This is a genomic window from Acinetobacter sp. 766875 (assembly GCF_000582055.1).
Lineage (GTDB): Bacteria > Pseudomonadota > Gammaproteobacteria > Pseudomonadales > Moraxellaceae > Acinetobacter > Acinetobacter nosocomialis.
The window spans coordinates 38,265-57,651 of sequence record NZ_JEXX01000011.1; the positions used below are offsets into that span (position 1 = coordinate 38,265).

Genomic DNA, 19,387 nt, shown 5'->3' on the forward strand with positions numbered 1-19,387 from the left:
CAATGGTATTGATTGGGAAGTTAAAGAACAAAGTATTTGCCAATTCTGTTTGGATGATGTCTGAAAAACTAATTTCAATTTTTGGTTTAATCTTTGTTACCTCATTTGTTGCAAAGTATATAGGTCCTGAAAACTTTGGAAAGCTAACCTTTGCAAGTTCAATTTTTGCGATCATTCAAACAATTGCAATGTTTGGATCGGAAAATATTATTTTTCAAAAAACATCTAAAAACAAAAAATTAGGTGAATATATAATTGATTCCACAAAAATAATTAGAGATATTCTGTATCTTGGCTTTTCATCACTTACATTGTTTTATATTTATTATACTACTGATTATCTAACTTTTGTATTTTCACTTGCGACAAGTGTGGCGATTTATTTTGCTGTTCACGATGTATATTTAATATATTTTAATGCAATTTTGCAATCTAAAATAAATGCATATTGTAATATTTTAGCTTTGATTATTTCACTAATTATAAGATATTGTATCGCAAAATTTCAGTTAGCAATAGAGTTATTATGTATTCCGATAATAATGATTACCTTGGTACCTTTTTTTATTAGAAAGTATTTGTATGCACAGAAAAAAGTGAGTGAAAGTGATATTGTAGTAGAAAAATTTAAGCGTTATCGAAAATTTATGTTGGGTGTGGGGCGTAAACTTGCTTTCTACTCACTTTCAGTTGCAATTTTTACAAAAACATCGCAGTTATTTCTAGGTATTAAGTCCCAATATGATTTGGGTATTTATACTGTAGCAATGACATTGGGGAATAGTTTCTATTTTGTTTTGGTTGCAATAATTTCTTCATATTTTACACAAGTTTATGTTGAGAAGGATTTTGAAAAAAGCCAAAATATGGTTGCTAAGCTAAGTTTGGTTATCATTTTAATCTGTCTGTTAGTAATGGTTATTTTTTCTTTAACAGGACATTATATTATTGAATGGTTATATGGTAAGCAATATGCAAGTGTAAATAATATTCTAATATTTACAGTATTTGTTACGTTATTTTCAGGGCTTTCCACAATTGCGGAGAAGTATTTGTTGAAATTTAATGCATATGACTATTTGAAGAAAAAAACACTTTATTTAGTTGTCTTTAATATCATACTAACAGCTTTTTTTGTTCATTTTTGGGGTTTAAATGGTGCAGTTTTTGCCATTTTAACTACAGAAATTATGTCATTTTCTATATTTAATTATTTTTATAAAGATAGAATCATACTCGATGTTCAAAAGAGAATTTTTTTACCTTCCACTTATAGAAAAGAGTACAACTAATGATAATTTTAAGTATAATTGTTCCTATATATAAAGTAGAAGAATATATTGTTGAGTGTATTGAGAGTATATGTAATCAATTGATCAGTGGCGTAGAGATTATTTTGATTAATGATGGTACGCCTGATAGATCTATGGCTTTAGCACGTAATTATATTGCTCAGAAATATCCTCATTTTGAAAAACAATTTGTTTTTATTGATCAAAAAAACCAAGGACAAAGCGTTGCTAGAAATAATGCATTAAAAATAGCAAAGGGTGAGTATGTTGGATTTTTGGATTCAGACGATTATTTATTACCAAACTATTTTTATGAATTAATAAAAGTTATAAATGAGAAAAAAGTAGAAATAATTCATTTTAATGCTAAACAATATGATACAGATAAAGGTTATGTTGAGAATATTTGTTTTGTTACACATAGTAAAATTTCAATAAATGATGAATCCTATAGAGAAAAGTTGTTTTTACAGTCTTATTGGTATCCTTGGTTAAGAGTTATCAAAAAAGACATTCTAAGTAAATTTGCTTTTGATATTAATGTATATATGGAAGATAAGCTGTATTTTCCAAAAATTTATTACTTTGCAAATGGTCTAGAAATTTTTGAATTGCAAAAAGAACTTATTTGCTACAGACATAGAGAGGGTAGTTCAATTAGAAGTGGGTATCCAGCACCTCTTCTAAATGGAATTGACTTAGGGATAAAGAAATTTATACCAACAAATAAATATCCTCTTTATTCTATTATTTATAATCAATTTTTATCTCAAAAAATATCAATAATGATAGATAGAGGGCAAAGTTTGTCTACAGTCTATTCATTTGTTATTAGTGAGGAGGCAAATATTAAGCTAAATTATAGAGTTAGTTATAAGATTTTTTTGTTAAAGTATTTTCCTTTTATCTATCTAGTGTTATTAAAGTTAAAAAAGAAATGGGTGTGAAAGAATATGGATATGGTTTTTAAAAATAATAAAATAATAGCAACTGTAATTTTTTTAACATTTAATATTGTTTGTATTTTATTTTACTTTTTTGGAATTTTTAATGACTTAAGTGATAGCTTCTATCATAAGTTTTGTGAATTTTTATATATATTAAACTTTGCCCTAATCCCCTTTTTGTTTTATATTTATAGGGTGAAAATATTTTCTCCTCAAGGCTTGTTTTATATATCAAGTTGTTTGTTTGCTTTAGGTAGAGTTTTTTTAAGTTTTTTTGGTTTATATCGAGATTACTATGAATTGTATTGGGGGCAGCTTTTTTATTTTAATAATTTAGATTTTTTTGAGAGTTTAATTTTTTGGCAATTATCGTTATCTTCTTTTATATTAGGTAGCTTGATTTTTTCTACTCGGTTAGAGTTTAATATACAATTAAGCAATTTGAATTATAAAAAAACATTTTATATTTTAAACTTTTTAAGTGCAACTATACTTTTTATTTTATGGTTTCCAATATCCTATGAAATGATTTCAATGTTTATGGTAGCTGGTTATGAAGGGTTGTATACAGGTCAGGCGGATTATAGTTTTGGTGCTCAACGTATAGCAAGTTTACTTCTCCCTATAATGGTAGCAACCGGTGTTTTATGCAATAATAAAAGAAGTTTATATTTTTCTTTATTTATTCTGTTTTTGTATATATTAGTAAATCTATTTGTTGGTCAAAGAGCACTTTTATTTGTTTGGGTATTAATTTGTTTATGGATGTATAATTTAATAACAAAAAGAGATTTACCTTTTTTTAAAATTTCATTACTGGGTATTTCTTTAATGATTTTTGCACAATTTTTAGAAAGCTTTAGAGGAGGTCGAAGCGACTTTGGTTTAGAAAATCCTCTATCAAAATTTATTTATGTACAAAGTCTAACTTATATATTGCCATCAATAGTAAATAGTTTACATGCAGAATGGCCTCCATTGACTTATGTAACAATGTTTTTTCCTGTAGCTGGTTTGTTTTCATCGTTAGGTTTAGTGACAGGAAGCCAAAATTATAATTCAGGCGCTTTTTTTGCTTATACATTAAATAACTCTTTATTTGATAATGGGTTTGGTTTAGGGTGGTCTGTTTTTTTAGACTTGTATATTTTAAGTGGACGTAATTATTTGTTATTAAGTTTTTTTTCTTTTATATTAGGATTAGTTTTTTGTTATTTAATAGAAAAATCTAAAAAAAATGTATTGTTTTTATACGTATTATTGTCTTCGCTTCCTGCTTTTATGTTCGCACCACGGAGTTTGATGTATTCTATTAGTTCTGGTTTAATTTATTCATTTGTCTGTTTCCTCCTTATTTTTATTTTTGTTATTGTTATTAAAAAGAGATAGTTAAATGACTTTTGAGCAGCCTTTAATAAGTGTTTTGATTCCAGTTTACAATGTTGAAGCTTTTGTTAAAGAAGCAGTCTTTTCAATTTGTAATCAAACATATAAAAATATTGAAATAATAGTAGTTGATGACTGCTCTACTGATAATACATACAATATAGTTGCTGAATTAGCTATGATTGATCCAAGAATTAGACTTTATAAAAATGATAAAAACTTAAAAATAGTAAAAACTTTAAATTTCGCATTAGAACAGGCAAAAGGAGAATTCATTGCAAGAATGGATGGCGATGACATAAGTACGCCAGAAAGACTAGAAAAACAGTTAGAATTTTTGTTAAAAAATCCTCAATATTATTTAGTGGGTTGTCATGTTAATACTATAGACCCTAATAATAGAATAATTGGTAAGCAAGAAATGCCAATCAATGATAATATTATTAATAAAACAATAAAGTATAGTTCGCCAGTTCTACATATTTGGTTAGCTAAGCGAGAAGTCTATACTAAACTTAAAGGATATAGAGAAATTCCTGGTGCTGAAGACTATGATTTTTTATTAAGAATGCATTCATTAGGTTTACTCTTTACTAATCTAAATAGTTATGAATATTCAGTTCGTATTCGTGACGGGAATACTACCTCTACAATTGGTTTTAATCAGAGATTGATGTCAAATTATGTGCTTGATCTATATGAGATGAGGCTAAAAACTGGAAAAGATGATTTTAGTGAATTGAATGTTTCACAATATTTAGAAAAATATTCTAAATATAAAGCGGATTTTGATCAGTCAAATATTTTTTTAAAATCTGCATTTATGGCAAAGGCTGATAAAAAGTTTTTGAAAATGTTATTTTTTATAGGCTTATGCGTCATGAAATCCAGATTTCAATTGCAATATCTTTTAAAGCGATTGGTTTTTAAAATAATTACGATAGGCTAATCTATGAAAATTCTTTTTGTAATTAATTCTTTAAAGAACAAATCTGGAACTGAACGTGTTGCTATTGAACTGGCAAACAAATTATCTCTCATGGCTAATTATGATGTTACTCTTTTAAACAGAGAGTCTAATAAAAGTAATACAGCTTATCCAGTTTCTGATAATGTAAATGTAGTGGCAATTTCAGGTAACTTCTTTGAATTTTATAAAAAATTAAAGATACATCTTTCTCTTCACTCTTATAATATTGTGATTGTACATAATATGGGTAAGTTATCTTTATTATGTACTCTTTTACCTAAAATCAAAAAATTGGTTATATTAGAGCATGTCTCTTTTGTTAGTCGTCCTAAAAAAGTTCAAGTCTTAAGTAAATTCTTTTACAAGTGGGTTGATCAGGTTGTTACTTTAACCCAAAAGGATAAAGAACAATTTGATAAATTTCATTCTAAAGTTATTGTTATTCCCAATTTTTCACCCTTCCCTATTGTCTCGGAATCTCCGCTGAGTAGAAAACAAATTGTAACCATAGGCCGTTTAACCGATCAGAAAAATTACCTTCATTTATTGAAAGCTTGGAAAAAAATATATCAAATAATACCAGAGTGGCACCTTAATATTTATGGTGAAGGTGAACACAAAAAAATGCTACAAGATTATATTGAGGAGAACTCTCTACAGCGCGTTATTTTGAAAGGAAGTACATCAAATGTGCAAGAGGTATATAGACAATCAGACTTTTTTGTAATGTCGTCTAAGTATGAAGGTTTACCTATGGTTTTAGTAGAGGCGCAGAGTTTCGGGTTACCTATAGTTTCTTATGATTGTCCCTTTGGACCAAGCGATGTTATTCAAAATCATAAAAATGGCTTGTTGGTTGAGAACCAAAATATTGAGGCATTGGCAGATGCGATTTTACAACTTGCTTCCTCTCCAGATATGTTGGCGCAATTCTCACAAAATTCATTGATCAATGCTAAAAAATATCAACCTGAACAGATCTTAAAAGTTTGGATTGAAAAGGTTTTGGAAGGTTAAAATTGTATGTTTTCGGTTCTATTATCTCTATATCATAAAGAAAAACCTGAATATCTAGAAAAGTGTTTTGAAAGCATTTGGGATAATCAGAGCTTGAAGCCAAGTGAAATAGTTTTAGTTTTAGATGGGCCTATTGGTGAGCAACTCACAACTTCTGTACAGGAGTGGCAAGTTAAAATCGCTGAAAAACTAAAAGTAGTTGCGTTACCGCAAAACGTAGGGCTTGGTAAGGCATTAAATGAAGGGCTAAAACAGTGTAGTGCTGATTGGGTTTTTCGTATGGATACTGATGATATTTGTACATCTGATCGGTTTGAAAAACAACTTGCTTTCATAGAGCAAAATCCGGATGTTATTTTGTTTGGTTCTCAAGTAATTGAATTTAATCAAGATATTGCTGATGCCGATGTAATCAAGTCTGTGCCTTTAACACATGACGAGATTAAAAAATTTGCACAAAAACGTTGTCCCTTTAACCATATGACCGTCGTGTACAAGCGTGATGTTATTTTATCTCTCGGAGGTTATCAGCATCATTTATTTATGGAAGACTACAACTTATGGTTACGTGTAATTGGTAATAATTATAAAGTTGCGAACTTACCTGACGTCCTTCTATATGCTCGTGTTGGTAATGGTATGCACGCACGACGTAAAGGTTTCCAATATATTAAAAGTGAAAAACAGTTACTAGATTTAAAAAAACAACTAAAGTTACAAAATCCTGTATATGCTAATATGCTGTTTCTGATACGGTCTGCGTTTAGACTGTTGCCAGCAAATATGCTAGGTAAAATTTATAATACCTTTCTTCGTAAAGATATTAAAAAATGAGTGAATGAAAATATGAAACGTTTAGTAGACATAGTCATTTCTTTAATAGCTCTAACCGTACTGTCGCCAATATTTCTGATAGTTGCTTATAAGGTCCGTAAAAATTTAGGTTCGCCTATATTCTTTTATCAAGAACGACCTGGGAAGGACGGAAAATTATTTAAAATGATTAAGTTCCGTTCGATGAAGGATGCCTTTGACGCGCAGGGGAATCCATTGCCAGATGAGGCTCGTATTACTCCATTTGGGCAGAAGTTGCGTTCTACTAGCTTAGATGAAATGCCACAGCTTATTAATGTCTTAAAAGGTGATATGAGTGTGGTGGGTCCTCGTCCAATGTTAAAAGACTTTGTCGCTTTATATTCACCAGAACAAGCACGTCGCTTAGAAGTACGTCCTGGAATGACTGGTTTAGCTCAGGTCAGTGGACGTAATGAACTGGATTATGAAGAACGGTTTAAATGTGACGTTTGGTATGTAGACAATCATAGTGTTTGGGTTGATTTTAAAATCATGTTTAAAACAGTCAAAGTGATGTTAAGACGCGAAGGTATTAATGCACCAGGGCATGTAGGACCATCTTTATTTAAAGGTAATGACGTCCAAGAAAATGTCGACTCATCTGTAAAGTAAATTTTATATCTTGAAATATTTCTTATGATCAAAAAAGCAGTTTTACCAGTAGCTGGTTTAGGTACACGTTTTTTACCCGCAAGTAAGTCAATCCCAAAAGAAATGGTTACGGTAGTTGACCGCCCAGCCATTGAATATGTCGTCCGTGAAGCGGTGGAAGCTGGAGTTGAACAAATTATTTTGGTAACTCACTCTTCAAAAGCATCGATTGAAAACTATTTTGATCGGAACTTTGAGTTGGAGACTACTCTAGAGCAAAAGAAAAAATTTGATTTACTTGCAGAGATTACCCAAATCGTTCCTGCTCATGTGAGTGTGGTAAGCGTAAGACAACCTCAACCTTTAGGTTTAGGGCATGCGGTTTTATGTGCGAAAAGTGTAGTAGGGCAAGATGATTTTGCTGTGTTATTACCAGATGTATTGGTGAAAGATAGCTCAGGGCAGAATGATTTGTCGCGTATGATTTCTCGTTATAATGAATGTCAGGCGGCACAAATTATGGTAGAAGCAGTTCCTAATCACTTAGTAGATCAATACGGTATTGTTGATGTTGCACAAAGTCCAAATGAAGGCGAAAGCATCGCTATGCAGGGCATTATTGAAAAACCTGCAGTGGGTTCTGCACCGTCCAATTTATCTGTTGTTGGTCGTTATGTTTTGCCTGCAAAAATTATGCAATTACTCGAAAATACACCGAAGGGTGCGGGTAATGAAATTCAGTTAACAGATGCAATTGCGATGCTGCAACAAACTGATGTAGTGGAAGCCTATCGTATGCAGGGACAAACCTTTGACTGTGGTAGTAAGCTTGGTTATTTAAAAGCCGTACTTCACTATGGCATAGAACATCCTAAATTAGGCAATGATTTTAAACAGTTGATTCAAGAACTTAAATTATAAATTTTGTAGCTCAACTTAAGTATTTGTAAAAAATAATGAATATTTGAGCTGTTCAACATATTCTCTTCCCATAATGGGAAGAGAATTCTATATAATATTAAAATCAGGTGTACAATGAAAATCGCGGTATTTGGAACCACCTTGCACGCTGGTGTAATGGCAGCGTTACTAGCTGAATATGGTAATCAGATCTATTGGTGTACAAGTGTCACCTGTGAAGAAAATATATCTGTACTTTCATATCAAGATCAAGAAGTTAATCATTATTTAAATAAACAAAGAAAGGCGGGTTTTTTAACAGAAAGTCCTTTTTCTCAAATTCCTTTAGATATTGAAGTTTATTTATTTTGTTTTAGCCCAACACAAATAGAACTTGCCTTAAAAACGGTTGAGAAGTTAAGTGAACGTCCAATTGTTCATCCGAGGTTAATGGTTAATGGCTCAACTTTTGGTTTACATGGTACAGAAAAATTAAAGCAACATTTACCTAAAGACGAGTGGGTCTATTTCCCTGACGTGATTCAGGAGGGTAATGCAATTAATAGTGTACTCAATGTAAAACATGTCATTGTTGGTGTTGAATCAAGCTATGCTCAAGACATAATGCAAGAGTTATTGCGTCCATTCTTCCGTTTTAGCTATCAATATTTATTCATGCCGATTTTAGATGCCGAATTTACTAAGCTCAGCATTTCAGGCATGTTAGCAACTAGAATTAGTTATATGAATGACCTTGCTCTAGTTGCTGAGAAGTTGGGTATAGATATTGCGAATGTAAAGCATGGTATTGCTGCTGACACACGTATTGGTGCAGCCTACTTGTCGGCAGGTGTTGGGTTTGGGGGTGAAAATTTTTCACATGATATTTTAACACTTTCTAGTACTGTTTCCGAAACGGGTGTGAAAAGTCGTCTTTTAGAACAAGTTTGGGCTATTAATGAACAACAAAAAGAAATTTTATTCCGTAAGTTGTGGAATTATTATCATTGTGACTTGAGTGGAAAAACGGTTGCAATTTGGGGGGCTTCATTTAAAGAGAACACCCCAAGTACACATAACTCACCTATTCATATCTTATTGGCTGCTTTATGGGCCCAAGGTGTAAAAGTACGGTTACATGATCCGCAAGCTCTTGATGAAATTGCAGCTTTATATGGCAGCCGAGAAGACCTAATCTTATGCGCTGATCAATATGAAGCAGCACAAGGAGCACATGCTTTATGCTTAGTCACGGCATGGAAGCAGTATTGGAGTCCTGACTTTAAATGGTTACAACAATTGATGCAGCATCCTGTTATTTTGGATGGGCGTAATATTTATGATCCAGCATATGTGAAATCTAAAGGTTTTGCTTATGAAGGAGTAGGTCGATTATGAGTAAATCTATCGAGAAGTTTCCCAAAGAGCTAGTTTCCCCTATCGCACAGCTTCATTCTTTGGTTGAGAAAAATTCAAATTTACATATAAAAGAATTATTTGCATCAGAGTCTGATCGATTTCAGCAATATTCTGTAAAGTTCGATCAGCTGGTTTTTGATTATAGTAAGCACCGTGTGACTAAAAGTGTGTTAGAGCAATTGGTCGCTTTAGCAAAAACTAAACAATTGACTCACTGGATTGAACGATTATTTTCTCAAGATAAAGTCAACTGTACCGAACAGCGTGCTGCAATGCATTGGGCTCTACGTTTACCATTAGAATATTCTAAATTTCCGGAATTGACTGAAAAGGTCCATAACCAATTGCAGCGTATGTATGCGTTGGTTGAAAAAATCCATGCTGGACAATACCGTGGTGCCACAGGTGAAGTTATTCAAGATGTCGTTAATATTGGGGTAGGGGGGTCTGATTTAGGGCCTCAAATGGTGACCCATGCATTATCGGATTTTAAAGTAAAAACAGCTAAACCACTCAATGTTCATTTCGTATCAACAATGGATGGTAGCCAGTTATCGGAATTGCTTCATCAACTGCGTCCAGAAACAACTTTATTTATTATTTCTTCGAAGTCGTTTGGTACTATTGATACCTTATCAAATGCTCAAACAGTTCGACAGTGGCTTGAAAAAGCATTAGGAAAGCACGAACGAGTAGTAAAAAGCCATTTCATTGGTGTTTCAACAAAAGCTGAAAAAATGTCAGAGTGGGGGATTGCTCCTGAAAATCAATTATTACTTTGGGATTGGGTTGGTGGACGTTATTCCCTTTGGTCGTGTATTGGGTTACCTATCGCATTGTCAGTTGGGGTTGAAGGTTTCCAACAGCTTTTAGCTGGTGCCCATGCTGTTGATGAGCATTTCCAAAATACAAGTTTTGAGCAGAATATACCTGTGCTTATGGCATTATTAGGCGTCTGGAATAATAATTTTTTAAATATCCAAACCCATGCGGTATTACCTTATGACGGAAGATTAAAGTATTTCGCTGCTTATTTGCAGCAGCTTGAAATGGAGTCTAATGGTAAGTCAGTACAACGTGATGGCCAAAAAGTTGAATTAGATACTTGTCCGATTGTATGGGGTGAGGTTGGTCCAAATGCTCAACATGCCTTTTATCAGTTACTCCATCAAGGAACTCAGGCCGTAAGTTGTGATTTTATTGCTCCTATACAACGTTACAATTCAGATCATTTTACTTATGTAGAAAATGCTGAAGCATTAGTTGAGCAACATCATCTTGCTCTTTCAAACTGTTTAGCACAATCACGTTTATTGGCTTTTGGTAACGAAGCTCTAGATACAAAAGAACTGGAGAGTTTGCCTATTTATAAGCAATATGAAGGAAACCAGCCAAGTTCAACATTACTTTTAAAAGAGCTTAATCCTTATAGTTTAGGGATGTTGATTGCTTTATATGAGCATAAAGTATTTGTTCAGTCTGTAATCTGGAACATTAATCCCTTTGATCAGTGGGGAGTGGAAAAAGGTAAGCAGATTGCTGACCAGTTACTCCCGATTTTAAATGGTGTTCAAAACGATCTTTCAACACTCGATGCTTCAACGCGTGGATTAATTAAAATTTTATTAGGAAAAATAGATGGCTAAAATTCTGGTTACTGGCGGTGCTGGCTATATTGGTTCACATACCTGTGTAGAGCTTTTGAATGCTGGTCATGAGGTTATTGTTTATGACAATCTTTCAAATAGTTCAGAAGAGTCTTTAAATAGAGTTCAAGAACTCACTCAAAAAAGTTTAACTTTTGTAGAGGGTGATATTCGTAATGCAGATGAGCTTGATCAGGTATTTCAAAATCATACAATTGATGCAGTTATTCATTTTGCAGGTCTAAAAGCGGTTGGTGAAAGCCAGGAAAAACCCCTTATTTATTTTGATAATAATATTGCAGGTAGTATCCAACTGGTTAAGTCAATGGAAAAAGCAAGTGTTTATACACTTGTGTTTAGTTCATCTGCAACAGTATATGATGAAGCGAATACGTCACCTTTAAATGAAGAAATGCCAACAGGTATGCCAAGTAATAATTATGGTTATACCAAATTGATTGTTGAGCAATTATTACAAAAACTGTCTGTTTCTAATTCTAAATGGTCGATTGCTTTACTTCGTTATTTTAACCCGGTAGGTGCACATAAAAGTGGACGTATTGGCGAAGATCCACAAGGTATTCCAAATAATTTAATGCCTTACGTTACACAGGTTGCTGTTGGCCGCCGTGAAAAATTATCCATTTATGGTAATGACTATGACACAGTAGATGGTACTGGGGTGCGTGATTATATTCATGTCGTTGACTTAGCCAATGCACATCTATGTGCTCTAAATAATCGATTACAAGCAACAGGTTGCCGTGCATGGAATATTGGAACGGGTAATGGCTCATCAGTATTACAGGTTAAAAATACTTTTGAACAGGTCAATGGCGTATCCGTTGCTTTCGAATTCGCACCACGCCGAGCAGGTGATGTAGCGACTTCATTTGCAGATAATGCCCGTGCTGTTGCTGAGCTAGGCTGGCAGCCTCAATATGACTTAGAAGATATGTTGCAAGACAGCTGGAAATGGCAAAAACAGAATCCAGAGGGATATAAAAATTGATTATTTAATTTTTCTAAATATCAAATAGATATGGGCTTTCATGCGCGGATAAGCTCTTTTCTAAAAAGAGGCTACAGTAGTAGTGATTACTTTCATGCTAGTATTCGCCACAATCCTGTTTGCCTCTTTTTGTCGTCATGGTTTTTCTGCGCCAACAACTGTTATTTATTTTTATTGCTTTTTTCTCCACCAGCATAGGTATATATGTTGCATGGGATATGCAGCTGAGCTTAAGTAAATTTTATACTTATTTTAGTATATACCGAGCATGCTTCTCTTTGCTTTTTAATTACACAGTGATTCAACTGTTTTTTATTTTATTCGGGCGGAAGTATGCAGCATTAGCCCTCAGCCAACTTATTGTTATTTTTCTCAATTTTATTAATCAAAAGAAACAGCAGTATTTATTTAGCAATTTAAGTCCAGAAGATATTTTCTTGGTTCCTGAAGCCATGAAAGCATCCCCATGGTTATTGCAATTGGTCTTTTTTTTCCTCATGGTGGTTTTCATGGTGGTATTGCTGATTGCTATACGTAAAGAAAGTAAAGCGACATTTCATACATATGTACCCAACATTATCATTTTTAGTCTATTGTGTTGTAGTTTGATCTATATAAATTTTCTTAAAAATCCGACTGGTATATGTACTAGCGAAAATAAACCAATTTTTTGTATATACTTAAATTCTTTTCCAAATACCCGAAATAACTGGATTGGTGATTATCGAAATATTCAAGAATATGGTTTTACAACGTTTTATGTTTCTAAACTGCTAGATAATGTCACCAGTGTTTTGTTACCTAGCCGAAAGGTGTCTGAACAGACCATTCAACAAATAATGCGACAATATAGCAAGCCAACAGAAGTTGTGCAATCAAGCAAATTAAAGCAGTATCCAAATATTGTAGTAGTGATGGAAGAATCGTATTGGGATTCTCGGCTGCTAGATCCCAAGTTACCTCAAGATATTGCCCCCTTTTTTGATAAAAACCAGGTTACACATTTATTATCGCCCTCATTTGGAGGGGGGACAGCCAATGTCGAATTTGAAGTATTGACCAGCTTAAATACTGCTTTTTACCCAAATGAAGTGTTGTATGTATCTAAGTTGAAAAAACCAGTTTATTCCTTGCCATTTTATTTAACTAGTTTGGGTTATCAAACTGTTGCTATGCATAATAATTATGGCGACTACTACAATCGTAACACGGTTTATCCAAATTTGGGTTTTCAAAAATTTATTTCACTGGAGAATATGGCTGCAAAAAAAGATCAAGAACAACTTATTAATGCAGGTGGTTGGGCAACGGACGATTTAATTTTTAAGTCTCTTCAAGACACTTTACAGCAAAACCCTGAACAGCCAAAATTTATTTATGCAATCACGGTGGAAAATCACCCGATGTATAATGATGAGCGTTATGGTAAACAAGACTTTAAGTTTAGTCAGAATTTATCGGAAATTGATCGGCGGAAATTGAGTACTTATACAGCAGGTACTATACGTGCCAATCAAAAATTGCTTGAGTTAAAGCAGTTTTTAAAAACAGTAGATCGACCAACAATTTTGTTGGTGTTTGGTGATCATTTACCAAATCTGCAAGGAGTTTATGATAATTATAATTTCTTTAAAGATGATCCCGAGCGGAAAAATTTAAAAAATTATCAAACACCTTTTGCAGTGTGGAGCAACTACAAGCTTAGTAAAAAAGCGTTTAAGCAGCCGTACGTTGCTGCGAGTTTTGTAGCACCGAAGTTACTGCAAATGTCGGGTATACCGCTCTCAAATTATTATCAATTTATTCAGCAAGTTTCACAATGCTATAACGCAGTTCATCAAAAGTTTCTGTTGCCTGGGGAAAACTGTGAGGTCGATCAAAAGGCGCTGTTAGAACAGTATAAAAGTCTAAATTATGATGTGCTAGATGGCAAAAATCATACTTATCAACTATTGAAGAATTAGTAAAAAAAGGATGGCAATAAGCCATCCTTTTTTATGTTTTGAAAATTAAGACTGAATTAATCCAGTCAATTCATCTACATAATGCTGCATTGGCTGAGCTTGACGGTCTGCACGGCTTTCAATGTTGAGACGTAGTAGAGGCTCAGTGTTTGATGCGCGGACATTAAAACGCCATGCACCAAAGTCGAGGCTTACACCATCGGTACGATCAATTTCCGGGTTTTGAGCAGCATAGAAATCAAAAATCTTTTGAATAGTGATTTGTGTATCAGTTACTTTAAAGTTGATTTCACCACTACAAGGAAACTTGGTAATCATATTTTCAACGAGTGTTGAAAGTGATTGCCCTGTTTCAGAAAGCAGGGCAACCGTAAGTAACCATGGAATCATACCGCTGTCACAGTAAGCAAAGTCACGGAAATAATGATGAGCACTCATTTCGCCGCCATATACAGCATTGTGTTCACGCATAACGTCTTTAATGAACGCGTGACCAGATTTTGACTGTACAGCAACACCTTTATACTCGTCGACGATATCAAATGTGTTCCACACTAAACGTGGGTCATGCACAATTTTTTCGCCTGACTGTTTAATCAAGAAAGCTTGAGCCAATAGACCAACAATATAGTAGCCCTCAATGAATTGCCCTTTTTCATCGAACAAGAAACAGCGGTCAAAGTCGCCGTCCCATGCAATACCCATATCTGCTTTATGCTCAAGAACAGCATTTCGGGTACTGTCACGGTTTTCAATTAAAATTGGGTTAGGAATGCCATTTGGGAAAGTACCATCTGCTTCATGATGAATTTTAATAAATTCAACCGGTACATTAAGCGCTTTAAATTTTTCTTCAATGGCATCAATTACATGACCAGCTGCACCATTCCCCGCGTTTACCACTAACTTTAATGAACGGATTTTTGCAGGTTCAATATAAGTAATTAAGTGATCAACGAACTCAGGCAAAATGTTATAGCTTTGCGTTGTACCTTTTTGGCTAACTTCTTCAAAGTTATTTGTTTCTGCTAAAGCCTGAATTTCTTTTAAACCAGTATCAGCACTAATTGGACGAGCATTTTCGCGAACCAATTTCATACCGTTATAGTCCATTGGATTATGACTTGCAGTAACTTCTATACCACCTTGTACATCGAGATGGAAAGCGGCAAAGTAAACTTCTTCAGTCCCCGTCATGCCCAAATCAAGAACGTCCACTCCCGCATCATTTAACCCGCGGATGGTCGCTTGTTTTAAGGCTTCACTGCTTAGACGAATATCACATCCTACAACCACAGTCTTTGGTTTATAGATTTGTCCGTAAGCGCGGCCAATTTTATAGGCGATTTCTTCATTCAATTCGGTGCCGAGCTTGCCTCGGATATCATAAGCTTTAAAACACGTTAAAGTAGTCATTATTCAATTCAATACATGTGGTTTGAGTTGTGTGCACATTATACATAGATCATGAATCAGATATGTTTATAGTTTTATATTCAAATTTTTCATTCCATTTCTGTAGTTCATATTTAAGTTTATAAGAAAGTATTTTTACGACTTTAGTCTAATAAATAAATTTATAAATTAGAAATTACTTGATTTTACTTAATACTATTGGTCATACCAATTATAGTGATTATTTAATTGTTGATCTCACCAATATCTGTGTTTATGATGCGATCTGCGGTTTAAGGAATAACATTTGCACTTAAATTTTAATTGGTCATACCAATTGTGTTGAATGTTTAAAAATTTAAGGTAAAAAAATTCGCCCCGGCATTTCAAGGAGATGACAATGCTCAATATGTGGCAACAACTTTATGACCCTTTAAATAATATTTGGCTGTCTAGTGCGGTTGCGTTAATCCCGATTATTTTCTTCTTTTTGGCATTGGCTGTTTTTCGTTTAAAAGGCAGTATCGCGGGTACGGGCACAGTTATTATTGCATTACTGATTGCGCTATTTTTCTATCAAATGCCGGGTCAAATGGCCTTTGCGTCTATTATCTACGGTTTCTTCTATGGTCTATGGCCAATTTCATGGATCATTATCGGGGCAGTTTTTCTATACAAGATTTCGGTAAAAACAGGCCAGTTTGAAGTTATCCGTTCAAGTATTTTGTCGATTACTGAAGACCAGCGCCTGCAAATGTTACTCGTTGGTTTTGCATTTGGTACTTTCCTTGAGGGGGCGGCAGGCTTTGGTGCTCCTGTTGCAATAACCGCTGCACTACTTGTCGGTTTAGGCTTTAAACCACTTTATGCTGCTGGTTTATGTTTGATTGTAAATACAGCACCAGTTGCGTTCGGTGCAATGGGTATTCCAATTATTGTGGCGGGGCAGGTGTCAGGCGTAGATACCATGGAAATTAGCCAGATGGTAGGTCGTCAGTTGCCATTCTTAACGCTGATTGTGCTGTTCTGGATTATGGCGATTATGGATGGCTGGCGTGGTGTTAAGGAAACTTGGCCTGCAGTGTTGGTTGGTGGTGGTTCGTTTGCGATTGCCCAATATCTTACATCTAACTTCATTGGTCCTGAGTTACCAGACATTACCGCAGCAATTGCTTCATTGGTCAGCCTGACTGTGTTGTTCCGTTTCTGGAAACCAAAACATATTTTCCGTTTTGAACCTGAGGCGGGTCAAACTTTAACTCAACAACCTACTACGGTTCAATGTTATAGCATTGGCAAAATTGTGAAGGCATGGTCTCCATTTGCCATCTTAACGGTGATGGTCACCATCTGGAGTATTAAGCCATTTAAGGCATTATTTGCAAAAGATGGCGCTCTTGAACATTGGATTTTTAAACTTGAAGTGCCGTATTTGCATAAATTGGTCGAAAAAATGCCGCCAATTGTGGCAGAGATGAAACCATACGAAGCGATTTATAAGTTTGACTGGTTCTCTGCAACAGGTACTGCAATTTTTATTGCCGCAATCATCACTGCTATTTTCTTAAAAATGAAAGCAAGTGAAGCTGTAACGACCTTTGGTGAAACGCTTAATGAGTTAAAAACACCGATTTACTCGATTGGTATGGTGTTGGCATTTGCTTTTATTGCGAACTATTCAGGTTTATCTGCAACTTTGGCTTTGGCTCTATCGCATACGGGTCATGCGTTTACTTTCTTTTCGCCATTTTTGGGTTGGCTTGGTGTGTTCCTTACTGGTTCAGATACCTCTTCAAACGCTTTGTTCTCGGCATTACAGGCAACTACAGCGCAGCAAATTGGTATTCCGGAAGTGTTATTGGTCGCTGCTAATACCAGCGGTGGTGTAACGGGTAAGATGATTTCTCCACAGTCGATTGCTATCGCTTGTGCAGCGGTAGGCTTAGTTGGAAAAGAGTCTGACTTGTTCCGTTTCACTGTAAAACATAGCATCATATTCACTGTCTTTGTTGGCATCATTATTACGGTTCAGGCTTATCTGGTGCCGTGGATGATTCCATAACTCCAGTGAAGGAAACGCGATGAGAATCTCCGATCAAGTGGTCATGAAATTGCAGGCATTAATTGAAGAGCGTCACATGAAAAAAGGTGACCGTTTGCCTGCTGAGCGCCAGCTTGCAACTAGCTTAGGGGTTTCTCGTCCGTCTTTGCGTGAAGCCATTCAGCAGCTTAATAGTCAAGGGGTGCTCAGTAGCCGCCGTGGCGATGGGACTTATATTCAGCAGTTACCTGAACAGTGGCCACAGCAACTGATTGTGAACCCGATTAGCAACTTGATTGAAGAAGATCCGCTGTACCGTTTTGATGTGCAAGAGGCGCGGTTATTACTTGAAGGTGGCACGGCATGGTATGCCGCATTACGTTCAACGCCCGAAGATCGAGCCAAAATTCATCATTATTTTAATGAAATTAGTCGACATCAAAATGCAGGTGACTCAGCACAGGCGGCAGTCGCAGACGCTGAATTTCATTTAGCAATTGCTGAAGCATCTCACAATGTGGTGCTGATTCAAATGATGCGTAGTCTATTTGATTTGTTGCAATACAACGTCTTGTTGGGACGTAAAAAAGTTTATAACGACCCTGTCAATGGTGACTTGCTCAGCGAGCAGCATTTTCAGGTGATGGATGCTATTGATCGTAAAGATCCCGAGGCCGCACGCCAAGCTGTTTGCGGTCATATTGAATTTGTGATTAATCATGTACGTTCTCTGAATGAAGACGAAGCTCGTCAGAAACGTGCGAACCGTTTAAATAGAGTTGATTCAAAATGATTATTTCTTCTGGCAATGATTACCGTGCTGCGGCACAACGTCGCTTACCTCCATTTTTATTTCACTACATTGATGGTGGAGCGTATTCGGAATATACCTTAAAGCGTAACGTACAAGATTTGTCAGAAATTGCATTGCGTCAACGTGTGCTCAATGACATGTCAGCGTTAAGTTTAGAGACAAAACTGTTTAATGAAACATTGTCGATGCCGGTTGCTTTGGCACCTGTAGGTTTAACAGGCATGTATGCGCGCCGTGGTGAAGTGCAGGCAGCGATGGCAGCCGATAAAAAAGGCATTCCATTTACGCTTTCAACGGTTTCGGTATGTCCGATTGAAGAAGTTGCACCTGCAATTAACCGCCCGATGTGGTTCCAGCTTTATGTATTACGCGACCGTGGTTTTATGCGGAATGCCTTGGAACGTGCAAAAGCGGCAGGCTGTTCAACACTGGTGTTTACTGTAGATATGCCTGTGCCAGGGGCGCGTTACCGTGATGCCCATTCGGGAATGAGTGGACCAAATGCTGCGATGCGTCGTTATATGCAGTCAATGTTCCATCCACATTGGTCGTGGAATGTCGGCTTAATGGGGCGTCCGCATGACTTGGGCAATATCTCTAAATATTTAGGCAAACCGACTGGGCTTGAAGACTATATCGGCTGGGTGGGGTCTAACTTTGACCCATCCATTTCATGGAAAGACCTTGAGTGGATTCGTGAATTTTGGGATGGCCCAATGGTGATTAAGGGTATTTTAGATCCTGAAGATGCTAAAGATGCCGTGCGTTTTGGTGCTGATGGTATTGTGGTGTCGAATCACGGCGGTCGTCAGTTAGATGGTGTGATGTCTTCTGCTCGTGCATTGCCTGCAATTGCTGATGCCGTGAAAGGTGACTTAGCAATTTTGGCTGACTCAGGCATTCGTAATGGTTTAGATGTGGTGCGTATGTTGGCGCTCGGTGCCGATACAGTGTTACTTGGCCGTGCCTTTGTGTATGCCTTGGCAGCAGCAGGTGGGCAAGGGGTGTCGAACTTGCTTGATTTGATTGATAAGGAAATGCGTGTTGCGATGACCTTAACGGGTGCTAAATCGATTTCGGATATTAATGCGGATTGTTTAGTACAGGCGATGAAGCTCTAATATTTTCGTATTAACTT

Annotated in this window: 16 protein-coding genes; 15 read left to right on the forward strand and 1 reads right to left on the reverse strand. The window is 35.6% G+C overall.

Annotation, left to right across the window (positions count from 1 at the left end; all coding sequences use genetic code 11):
* Nucleotides 1-2: 2 nt before the first annotated feature.
* The 12 genes from J576_RS11175 (at nucleotide 3) to J576_RS11230 (ending at nucleotide 13,999) form a co-directional block, all read left to right on the forward strand.
* A complete protein-coding gene (locus tag J576_RS11175) occupies nucleotides 3-1,292 on the forward strand; it encodes an MATE family efflux transporter (RefSeq protein WP_002050533.1) in 1,290 nt (429 codons plus the stop codon).
* The gene (locus tag J576_RS11180) at nucleotides 1,292-2,239 is read left to right on the forward strand and encodes a glycosyltransferase family 2 protein (protein WP_000584983.1); all 948 of its coding nucleotides are present in this window, start codon (nucleotides 1,292-1,294) and stop codon (nucleotides 2,237-2,239) included. Before J576_RS11175 ends, J576_RS11180 begins: the two co-directional genes overlap by 1 nt.
* A gap of 6 nt (nucleotides 2,240-2,245) precedes the next feature.
* Nucleotides 2,246-3,628, forward strand: a complete 1,383-nt coding sequence (wzy, locus tag J576_RS11185) for an O-antigen polysaccharide polymerase Wzy (protein WP_000367709.1) — start codon at nucleotides 2,246-2,248, stop codon at nucleotides 3,626-3,628.
* A gap of 4 nt (nucleotides 3,629-3,632) precedes the next feature.
* On the forward strand, nucleotides 3,633-4,574 hold the full coding sequence (locus J576_RS11190; protein WP_000142497.1) for a glycosyltransferase family 2 protein: 942 nt from the start codon (nucleotides 3,633-3,635) through the stop codon (nucleotides 4,572-4,574).
* Between the two features lie 3 nt (nucleotides 4,575-4,577).
* Entirely contained in the window at nucleotides 4,578-5,612 is a 1,035-nt protein-coding gene (locus J576_RS11195; protein WP_000697341.1) for a glycosyltransferase family 4 protein, read from the forward strand.
* A gap of 6 nt (nucleotides 5,613-5,618) precedes the next feature.
* On the forward strand, nucleotides 5,619-6,446 hold the full coding sequence (locus tag J576_RS11200; protein WP_000493217.1) for a glycosyltransferase: 828 nt from the start codon (nucleotides 5,619-5,621) through the stop codon (nucleotides 6,444-6,446).
* A gap of 12 nt (nucleotides 6,447-6,458) precedes the next feature.
* The gene (locus J576_RS11205; RefSeq protein ID WP_004735659.1) at nucleotides 6,459-7,079 is read left to right on the forward strand and encodes a sugar transferase; all 621 of its coding nucleotides are present in this window, start codon (nucleotides 6,459-6,461) and stop codon (nucleotides 7,077-7,079) included.
* A gap of 24 nt (nucleotides 7,080-7,103) precedes the next feature.
* Nucleotides 7,104-7,979, forward strand: coding sequence for a UTP--glucose-1-phosphate uridylyltransferase GalU (gene galU, locus J576_RS11210; protein ID WP_002050531.1), 876 nt, complete (start codon nucleotides 7,104-7,106; stop codon nucleotides 7,977-7,979).
* Nucleotides 7,980-8,093: 114 nt separating this feature from the next.
* The gene (locus J576_RS11215; RefSeq protein WP_002050548.1) at nucleotides 8,094-9,356 is read left to right on the forward strand and encodes a nucleotide sugar dehydrogenase; all 1,263 of its coding nucleotides are present in this window, start codon (nucleotides 8,094-8,096) and stop codon (nucleotides 9,354-9,356) included.
* Nucleotides 9,353-11,023, forward strand: coding sequence for a glucose-6-phosphate isomerase (gene pgi, locus J576_RS11220; RefSeq protein WP_002050506.1), 1,671 nt, complete (start codon nucleotides 9,353-9,355; stop codon nucleotides 11,021-11,023). The genes J576_RS11215 and pgi overlap by 4 nt, the downstream gene beginning before the upstream one ends.
* Nucleotides 11,016-12,035, forward strand: coding sequence for a UDP-glucose 4-epimerase GalE (gene galE, locus J576_RS11225; protein ID WP_002050475.1), 1,020 nt, complete (start codon nucleotides 11,016-11,018; stop codon nucleotides 12,033-12,035). The genes pgi and galE overlap by 8 nt, the downstream gene beginning before the upstream one ends.
* A 137-nt stretch (nucleotides 12,036-12,172) precedes the next feature.
* Complete coding sequence (locus J576_RS11230; protein WP_004883988.1) at nucleotides 12,173-13,999, forward strand: LTA synthase family protein; 1,827 nt, start codon at nucleotides 12,173-12,175, stop codon at nucleotides 13,997-13,999.
* Nucleotides 14,000-14,044: 45 nt separating this feature from the next.
* Here J576_RS11230 and J576_RS11235 read toward each other — a convergent pair whose 3' ends face one another.
* Entirely contained in the window at nucleotides 14,045-15,415 is a 1,371-nt protein-coding gene (locus J576_RS11235; protein ID WP_002050491.1) for a phosphohexomutase domain-containing protein, read from the reverse strand.
* A gap of 373 nt (nucleotides 15,416-15,788) precedes the next feature.
* Between J576_RS11235 and lldP the strand changes: the two genes are divergently transcribed.
* The 3 genes from lldP to lldD are packed head-to-tail and all read left to right on the forward strand — an operon-like array spanning nucleotide 15,789 to nucleotide 19,370.
* Entirely contained in the window at nucleotides 15,789-17,456 is a 1,668-nt protein-coding gene (gene lldP, locus J576_RS11240) for an L-lactate permease (protein ID WP_171062650.1), read from the forward strand.
* Nucleotides 17,457-17,475: 19 nt separating this feature from the next.
* Entirely contained in the window at nucleotides 17,476-18,228 is a 753-nt protein-coding gene (gene lldR, locus J576_RS11245; protein WP_002050570.1) for a transcriptional regulator LldR, read from the forward strand.
* The gene (gene lldD, locus J576_RS11250) at nucleotides 18,225-19,370 is read left to right on the forward strand and encodes an FMN-dependent L-lactate dehydrogenase LldD (protein ID WP_033855600.1); all 1,146 of its coding nucleotides are present in this window, start codon (nucleotides 18,225-18,227) and stop codon (nucleotides 19,368-19,370) included. Before lldR ends, lldD begins: the two co-directional genes overlap by 4 nt.
* Nucleotides 19,371-19,387 lie beyond the last annotated feature (17 nt).